The organism is Bacillus sp. V59.32b (assembly GCF_003429085.1).
Classification (GTDB): Bacteria; Bacillota; Bacilli; order Bacillales; family DSM-1321; genus Peribacillus.
Window position 1 is genome coordinate 1 of sequence record NZ_QVTC01000112.1, and the last position, 6,865, is coordinate 6,865.

Sequence of the window (6,865 nt, forward strand, 5' to 3'; positions counted from 1 at the left end):
TCAGCGCCGATGGTAGTTGGGGGATCTCCCCCTGTGAGAGTAGGACGTCGCCAAGCTGATATTTTTTAATATTCATATCATCTAACCCTTTAGCATAAGTTAGATATGTATGAAAAACAAAACTGTATCATATATACCGTCGCGGGGTGGAGCAACGAGCGTTACTTCCTTGATATAACTCCGAGTTGTACCGATCGAACTACTGCTTGGTTTACTTCCTGAGATCGGGACAGTCTAAGGTAGCCTTAGTGCATAAACAAACACTGAATCATTATTATCGTCGCGGGGTGGAGCAGTCTGGTAGCTCGTCGGGCTCATAACCCGAAGGTCGCAGGTTCAAATCCTGTCCCCGCAATCGTCAAAAAAGCGAAACTAGGTTTCGCTTTTTTTGTAGTTAAAGAATGATATGCCGACGTCGCCATAGGACTTGGCAGGTTAAAGCCAAGGCTGCTTATATTCAGGGCGTTTCCGCTTTTCTTATAAGCAGGAGTATTTGTTTCTTTACATAAAAAAAGGTAAACTAGAGATAAATTAAATTCCCTTAGGATGAATCCTAAGGTTTTTTTATAGCTTTGAATATAATAAAGTAAAAGGTGAAGAATGTATGCAACAGCAATTCGAGTTCATCTCAAACAGTGAAGAAGAGACGGCGCAATTTGCAGAGAATCTGGCCGCTAAACTTTCATCAGGGGACGTTCTTGCTTTAGAGGGAGATTTGGGGGCAGGGAAAACTGCTTTTACAAAAGGGATTGCTTCGGGCCTGGGAGTTACAAGAACGGTAAACAGCCCCACCTTTACAATTATTAAAGAATATCATGGCCGAATGCCGCTGTATCATATGGATGTTTATCGTGTGAGTGATACGGGGGAGGATTTGGGCTTTGATGAATACTTTGAAGGTGAAGGCGTGACAGTTGTTGAATGGGCTCATTTAATAAAGGACTGGCTTCCAGAGGATCTCTTACTGATCTCTATTTTTCGTAATGGCGAGACAAGCAGGCGTCTTGTTCTTGAACCTCGGGGTGAAAGATATGTAAGTTTATGCAAGGAGATTGTTTCATGAAAACATTAGCGATTGACACGTCCAATTTTGCTTTAGGCATAGCCTTGGCTGAAGAGGAAAACGTGGTGGGCGAATATATAACTAATATAAACAAAAACCATTCATTGCGGGTGATGCCCGCAATAGAAACCTTATTAAATGATTGCGATACAAAACCATCTGACCTTGAAAAAATTGTCGTCGCTAGAGGGCCAGGCTCTTATACCGGAGTCCGAATCGGAGTAACCATTGCTAAAACGATGGCTTGGGGGCTTAAAATCCCGATAGCGGGTGTTTCCAGCTTAGAGGTTTTAGCAGCGAACGGCCGTTATTTTAATGGGCTTGTCTCACCATTGTTTGATGCGAGAAGAGGCCAGATTTACACGGGATTGTATGAATATCAGGATCATATTCTTCAACCGATCATCGCAGACACTAATATTTTAGCTTCAGATTGGGCTGAGAAGCTAAAGGAAAATAATCGACCGGTTATATTTATAGGCAGTGATGTAAAGCAGCATAAAGAAACATTGCAAGGAATATTAGGCGATCTGGCTTTTTTTGGATCACTTGCTTTGGATAATCCGAGACCAGGTGAGCTGGCTTTATTGGGGATGCACAAGGAAGAAGAGGAAGTCCACCATTTCGTGCCGAACTATGTCCGTTTGGCAGAGGCAGAGGCCAAATGGCTGGAGCAACAAGGGAGATAAAAGCATAACCTGAATTATAATAAGAAAAAGGAAGAGTCCGATTGCGATGAGTAAAACGATGACATTTCGGTTCATGAGAAAAGAGGATATCGACCAGGTAATGATTGTCGAAAGACAGTCATTTACTTTACCATGGAGCAGGGAAGCATTTTATAATGAGCTATATCATAATCAGTTTGCCAAATATCTTGTAGTCGAGGATGAGGGGAAAATTGCCGGGTATTGCGGAGCGTGGATTGTGATCGATGAAGCGCATATTACGAATATCGCAGTTTTGCCCGAATATAGAGGGAAAAAATTGGGCGAGGCTTTGTTGTTGAAAATGATCGAACTGTCCAGGAGCATGGGCGTCATCAGAATGACACTTGAAGTGAGAGTGAGTAATGAAGTGGCTCAATCTCTATATAAGAAGCTCGGTTTTCAAAAAGGCGGCATTCGCCGAAATTATTATACGGACAATTTAGAAGATGCTTATGTAATGTGGGTGAATATATAGTGAGAAAAGATCAGATAATCTTTGCAGTAGAGACGAGCTGTGATGAAACGGCAGCAGCTGTCATTAAAAACGGAACGGAAATTCTAAGCAATGTCGTCGCTTCCCAAATCGAAAGCCATAAACGATTCGGCGGGGTAGTGCCGGAGATCGCATCGAGACATCATGTGGAGCAAGTGACAATCGTGTTTGAGGAAGCACTGAAAGAGGCTGGAATAACGTATGGCGATATCGATGCCATTGCCGTAACGGAAGGTCCCGGTCTTGTCGGAGCTTTGTTAATCGGGGTCAATGCGGCAAAGGCCCTTGCGTTTGCGCATAATATTCCTCTTGTCGGAGTCCATCATATTGCCGGACATATTTATGCCAATCGGCTTGTTAGGGAGATGAAGTTCCCTTCGTTATCATTGGTCGTATCCGGAGGACATACGGAGCTTGTTTTAATGGAGAAGCACGGGGATTTTAAAGTGATTGGTGAGACGCGGGATGACGCTGCAGGTGAGGCTTATGACAAGGTTGCGCGTACACTAAATCTTCCATATCCGGGTGGTCCGCATATTGATCGGCTTGCCCATGAAGGCAACCCTTCTCTTAATCTTCCCCGGGCCTGGCTGGAAGAAGGATCCTATGATTTTAGCTTTAGCGGCATAAAATCAGCAGTTATCAATACATTGCATAACGCTGAGCAGCGAGGGGAAAAAATAGAGCCAGCTGATCTTGCAGCGAGCTTCCAGGAAAGTGTAATAGAAGTGCTTGTGACGAAGACGATTCGAGCTGCGAAGGAGCATAACGTCAAACAAGTACTACTTGCCGGGGGCGTCGCGGCTAACAAAGGACTGCGGGCAGAGTTAACGAGGGTCTTTGAGGAAGGATTCCCTGAAATTGAGCTCGTCATCCCGCCGCTATCTTTATGTACGGATAATGCAGCAATGATAGGGGCGGCGGGCAGCGTGTTATTTCAAAAAGGCAAAAGGTCCAATCTGGCCCTTAATGGTAACCCGGGTTTGGATATAGAACAATCATTTATTTAGCCTGTTCTGAGGAACAGGTTTTTTTGTGGATAACTTTACCTGATTACCCTAAAAATTTGTCATTAAACATCTATTTCTGTGGATAAATGGCGGAAAATCTGTGGATTATGTGGAAAAGTCCAGTTATCATTGTTAATATAACCATCATTATGTGAATAAAACTGTGGATAGTTTTCTAATAACTTTATAAAAAAAGTGGAGCTAAATTAGCTCCACTTCTTATCAAATCATTTCTTCCAACTCAGCCCATTCTTCTATTAATAAGTCAAGACTAACCTGAGCTTTTTCTAATTTTTGTTGGATATCTAATACCTTTTCATGATCTTGAAAAATATCAGGATTGATAAGGGTTGCATGATATTCCTGAATCTCACTTTCAAGCTTTTCCATCAATTGTTCGACTTCTTCTAACCTGCGTTTTCGTTGCCGCTCCAGTTTCTTAGCTTCCTTGTCTATCTTATGGCTTGTTTTTTCGCCAATTTGTACGTTCTGTGGATTATTTGCAGCAGATTCTTCAAGCTTTTTTATTTCAGCCTGTTCTTGTTTTTTTCTAAGTAGTAATCGTAATCTCCCAAAAATACCTCGCTGCTGTCTTTCGATAGCTCGATCACTTTAGTGGCGATGCGATTGATGAAGTATCGATCGTGAGAGACGAAAAGAATGGTACCAGGATAATCAATCAGTGCATTTTCGAGAACGATTTTGCTATCAAGATCAAGATGGTTGGTAGGCTCGTCCAATATCAACAGATTCCCCTTTTCCATCATCATTTTTGCCAGGGCAAGGCGGGCCTTCTCGCCGCCACTTAAGGTTGATACCGTTTTTAAGACATCATCACCGGAAAACAAGAAATTACCTAAAATCGTGCGGATTTCCTTTTCGGGTTTAAGCGGATACTCGTCCCACAGTTCATTTAGGACGCGTTTATTGGACTTAAGATCGGCCTGTTCCTGATCGTAATAGCTTACTTGGACATTCGTACCAAAACGAAATGCTCCCTTTAACGAAGGCAGTTTTCCGATAATCGTTTTTAGGAGCGTCGATTTGCCTACTCCATTTGGTCCAACCAAGGCAATGCTTTCTCCTTTTGTCATTCTCATCGTGATATTATTGGATACTTTCTCCTGATCATATCCGATAGCTAAATCGGTTATGTTCAATACCTCATTGCCGCTTTGCCGTTCAATCTCAAAAGAGAATGAAGCGGATTTTTCATCTCCCTGCGGCCTGTCGAGGACTTCCATTTTTTCTAACTGTTTTCTTCGGCTCTGGGCGCGCTTTGTCGTTGAAGCTCTTGTGATATTTTTTTGGACAAAATCCCGGAGTTTTTCCATTTCACCCTGTTGCTTTTCATATTGCTTCATTTCACGTTCAAAATCTTCGGCTTTTTTCATTAAATAAGCGCTATAGTTGCCATAGAACTTTTTACTGGTGTTTCGTGAGATTTCATAAACCTGGTTGACTACTTTATCAAGAAAGTATCGGTCATGCGAAACAATTAAAACCGCTCCGTGGTAGCCCTGGAGATATTGTTCCAGCCAAGAAAGGGTATCGATATCCAAATGGTTCGTTGGCTCATCCAGAATGAGGATATCTGGTTTTTTTAGAAGCAATTTGCCGAGGGCGAGCCTGGTTTTCTGTCCGCCGCTTAATGCCGAAATGGGAGTTGATACATCGTAATCGGCAAATTGAAGGCCATGAAGAACAGAGCGGATATCCGCTTCGAATTGATATCCACCCTGGTCCTTGAATGCAACCTGCCGTTCATCATATTCCTTTAATACCTTTTGATACAAAACGTCGTTCTGGAATATATCTGGTTTTGCCATCTTTTCTTCAAGCCTTCTTAATTCCTTTTCCTGCGCGAGTAAGCCGGCGAACACGGTCAGCATTTCATCCCATATCGATAAACTGGATTCAAGTCCCGTATCCTGCGCCAGGTAGCCGATTGATACATCCTTAGGCCGAATCATTTCCCCACTGTCATAGGAAAGCTGCCCGGCGATGATTTTGAGTAAGGTTGACTTACCGGCACCATTCCGGCCCACTAAGGCAATTCTATCTCTATTCTGTACTTCGAGCTTCATATTGGACAAAATAAGCTCAGCACCATAATATTTTGTTAATTGATTTATTTGCAACAAAATCATTGTTATCACCTCAGGTTGCGATATAGTTAGTGTACCGTAAACGCGAGGTTATCGCCAATAGAGGTGCTTATGTGAGAAAGTCAACAATCCAGCATACAAACGGCAAAAAATAGTGTATCATCAATTAGTGAGGTGTTAATCATGGCGGAATTTACGCATTTTAACGAACAAGGCAGAGCGAAGATGGTCGATGTGAGCCATAAGCCTGAAACAGTTCGGACTGCCACTGCGCAATCAAGTATAATGTTGAATGACGAAATATACGAAAAGATTACAATGAATACGATGAAAAAGGGAGATGTTCTGGCTGTTGCTCAGGTCGCTGGTATCATGGCGAGCAAGAATACTTCTACAATCATTCCAATGTGCCATCCGATCCCGCTCTCAGGGGTTAATATTTCTTTTAAATGGGAAAAGGAAGGAAGCGGCCATAAATTGGTCATTGCTGTAACTGCGAAAACAAAAGGCAGTACAGGTGTTGAAATGGAAGCGTTAACAGCAGCTAGCGTGACAGCATTAACCGTCTACGATATGTGCAAAGCCGTGGATAAAGGAATGGTCATCGGTCCTACCTATCTGGTTGAAAAAACGGGGGGAGTATCCAGCCCGGACTATAAACGACAAATAAATGAAATGAATAACTAACCATGCGAGGAAGCATGCTTGAAAGCGGGGGAGAAAAATGAATCAGGAACAGGTGAAAATTCCGCAAGCTACTGCAAAAAGGCTGCCGCTATATTATCGGTTTTTAAAGAATCTCCATTCATCCGGAAAACAACGGGTTTCTTCTGCTGAGCTGAGCGAAGCGGTGAAAGTTGATTCGGCGACGATCAGAAGGGATTTTTCCTACTTCGGTGCACTTGGCAAAAAGGGATATGGCTATAATGTAAATTATCTGCTGACCTTCTTCAGAAAGACGCTTGACCAGGATGAATTGACAAAAGTAGCCTTGATCGGCGTCGGTAACTTAGGAACTGCATTTTTACATTATAATTTTTTGAAAAATAATAATACCAAAATTGAGATGGCATTCGACGTTGATGAAAACAAAGTCGGAAAAGAAATAAGCGATGTGCCTGTTTATCATATGGATGAAATCGAAACGAGGCTGCAAGCGGAAAACGTGTCGGTCGCGATACTGACTGTGCCTGCCCCTGTTGCCCAGCAGATAACAGACGGACTGGTTCAGGCTGATATAAAAGGCATCCTTAACTTCACGCCTGCAAGGCTTACGGTTCCATCATCTATACGGATTCATCATATCGACCTGGCTGTTGAGCTTCAATCACTGGTTTATTTTCTGAAGCATTATCCAGTTGCCGATGAAGAGGAAATCGAAACGACAGAAAATAAATCCTAAATAAGAAAAACGCTACCTCGACTGAACTGTGACCTATAAAGTGGACAGTTTAAAAAAGCACCTAGTAATTTACGCGGTT

General features: G+C 42.6%; 6 protein-coding genes, 1 tRNA gene and 1 pseudogene. 7 read left to right on the forward strand and 1 reads right to left on the reverse strand.

The window, feature by feature from the left end; genetic code table 11:
• Positions 1-281: 281 nt before the first annotated feature.
• From D0463_RS18930 to tsaD, 5 genes are all read left to right on the forward strand, one after another.
• Positions 282-355 (forward strand) — tRNA-Met (locus D0463_RS18930).
• A 249-nt stretch (positions 356-604) separates the two neighbouring features.
• Positions 605-1,063, forward strand: a complete 459-nt coding sequence (gene tsaE / locus D0463_RS18935) for a tRNA (adenosine(37)-N6)-threonylcarbamoyltransferase complex ATPase subunit type 1 TsaE (protein WP_117308905.1) — start codon at positions 605-607, stop codon at positions 1,061-1,063.
• On the forward strand, positions 1,060-1,752 hold the full coding sequence (gene tsaB / locus D0463_RS18940) for a tRNA (adenosine(37)-N6)-threonylcarbamoyltransferase complex dimerization subunit type 1 TsaB (RefSeq protein ID WP_117308906.1): 693 nt from the start codon (positions 1,060-1,062) through the stop codon (positions 1,750-1,752). The genes tsaE and tsaB overlap by 4 nt, the downstream gene beginning before the upstream one ends.
• 46 nt (positions 1,753-1,798) lie before the next feature.
• Positions 1,799-2,248, forward strand: a complete 450-nt coding sequence (rimI, locus tag D0463_RS18945) for a ribosomal protein S18-alanine N-acetyltransferase (protein WP_117308907.1) — start codon at positions 1,799-1,801, stop codon at positions 2,246-2,248.
• On the forward strand, positions 2,248-3,276 hold the full coding sequence (gene tsaD / locus D0463_RS18950) for a tRNA (adenosine(37)-N6)-threonylcarbamoyltransferase complex transferase subunit TsaD (RefSeq protein WP_117308908.1): 1,029 nt from the start codon (positions 2,248-2,250) through the stop codon (positions 3,274-3,276). Before rimI ends, tsaD begins: the two co-directional genes overlap by 1 nt.
• A gap of 222 nt (positions 3,277-3,498) precedes the next feature.
• Here tsaD and D0463_RS18955 read toward each other — a convergent pair.
• Positions 3,499-5,426 (reverse strand): annotated as a pseudogene (locus tag D0463_RS18955) (ABC-F family ATP-binding cassette domain-containing protein).
• A 141-nt stretch (positions 5,427-5,567) separates the two neighbouring features.
• Between D0463_RS18955 and moaC the strand changes: the two are divergent.
• Both moaC and D0463_RS18965 read left to right on the forward strand, forming a co-directional pair.
• The gene (gene moaC, locus D0463_RS18960) at positions 5,568-6,071 is read left to right on the forward strand and encodes a cyclic pyranopterin monophosphate synthase MoaC (protein WP_117308909.1); all 504 of its coding nucleotides are present in this window, start codon (positions 5,568-5,570) and stop codon (positions 6,069-6,071) included.
• A gap of 37 nt (positions 6,072-6,108) precedes the next feature.
• Positions 6,109-6,786: a redox-sensing transcriptional repressor Rex gene (locus D0463_RS18965; protein ID WP_117308910.1), complete on the forward strand. Its 678-nt coding sequence runs from the start codon at positions 6,109-6,111 to the stop codon at positions 6,784-6,786.
• Positions 6,787-6,865 lie beyond the last annotated feature (79 nt).

Excerpts from the sequence above, each read along its gene's own strand:
- tsaE (WP_117308905.1), top strand. The coding sequence starts at position 605 with ATGCAACAGCAATTCGAGTTCATCTCAAACAGTGAAGAAGAGACGGCG.
- tsaB (WP_117308906.1), top strand. The coding sequence starts at position 1,060 with ATGAAAACATTAGCGATTGACACGTCCAATTTTGCTTTAGGCATAGCC.
- rimI (WP_117308907.1), top strand. The coding sequence starts at position 1,799 with ATGAGTAAAACGATGACATTTCGGTTCATGAGAAAAGAGGATATCGAC.
- moaC (WP_117308909.1), top strand. The coding sequence starts at position 5,568 with ATGGCGGAATTTACGCATTTTAACGAACAAGGCAGAGCGAAGATGGTC.
- D0463_RS18965 (WP_117308910.1), top strand. The coding sequence starts at position 6,109 with ATGAATCAGGAACAGGTGAAAATTCCGCAAGCTACTGCAAAAAGGCTG.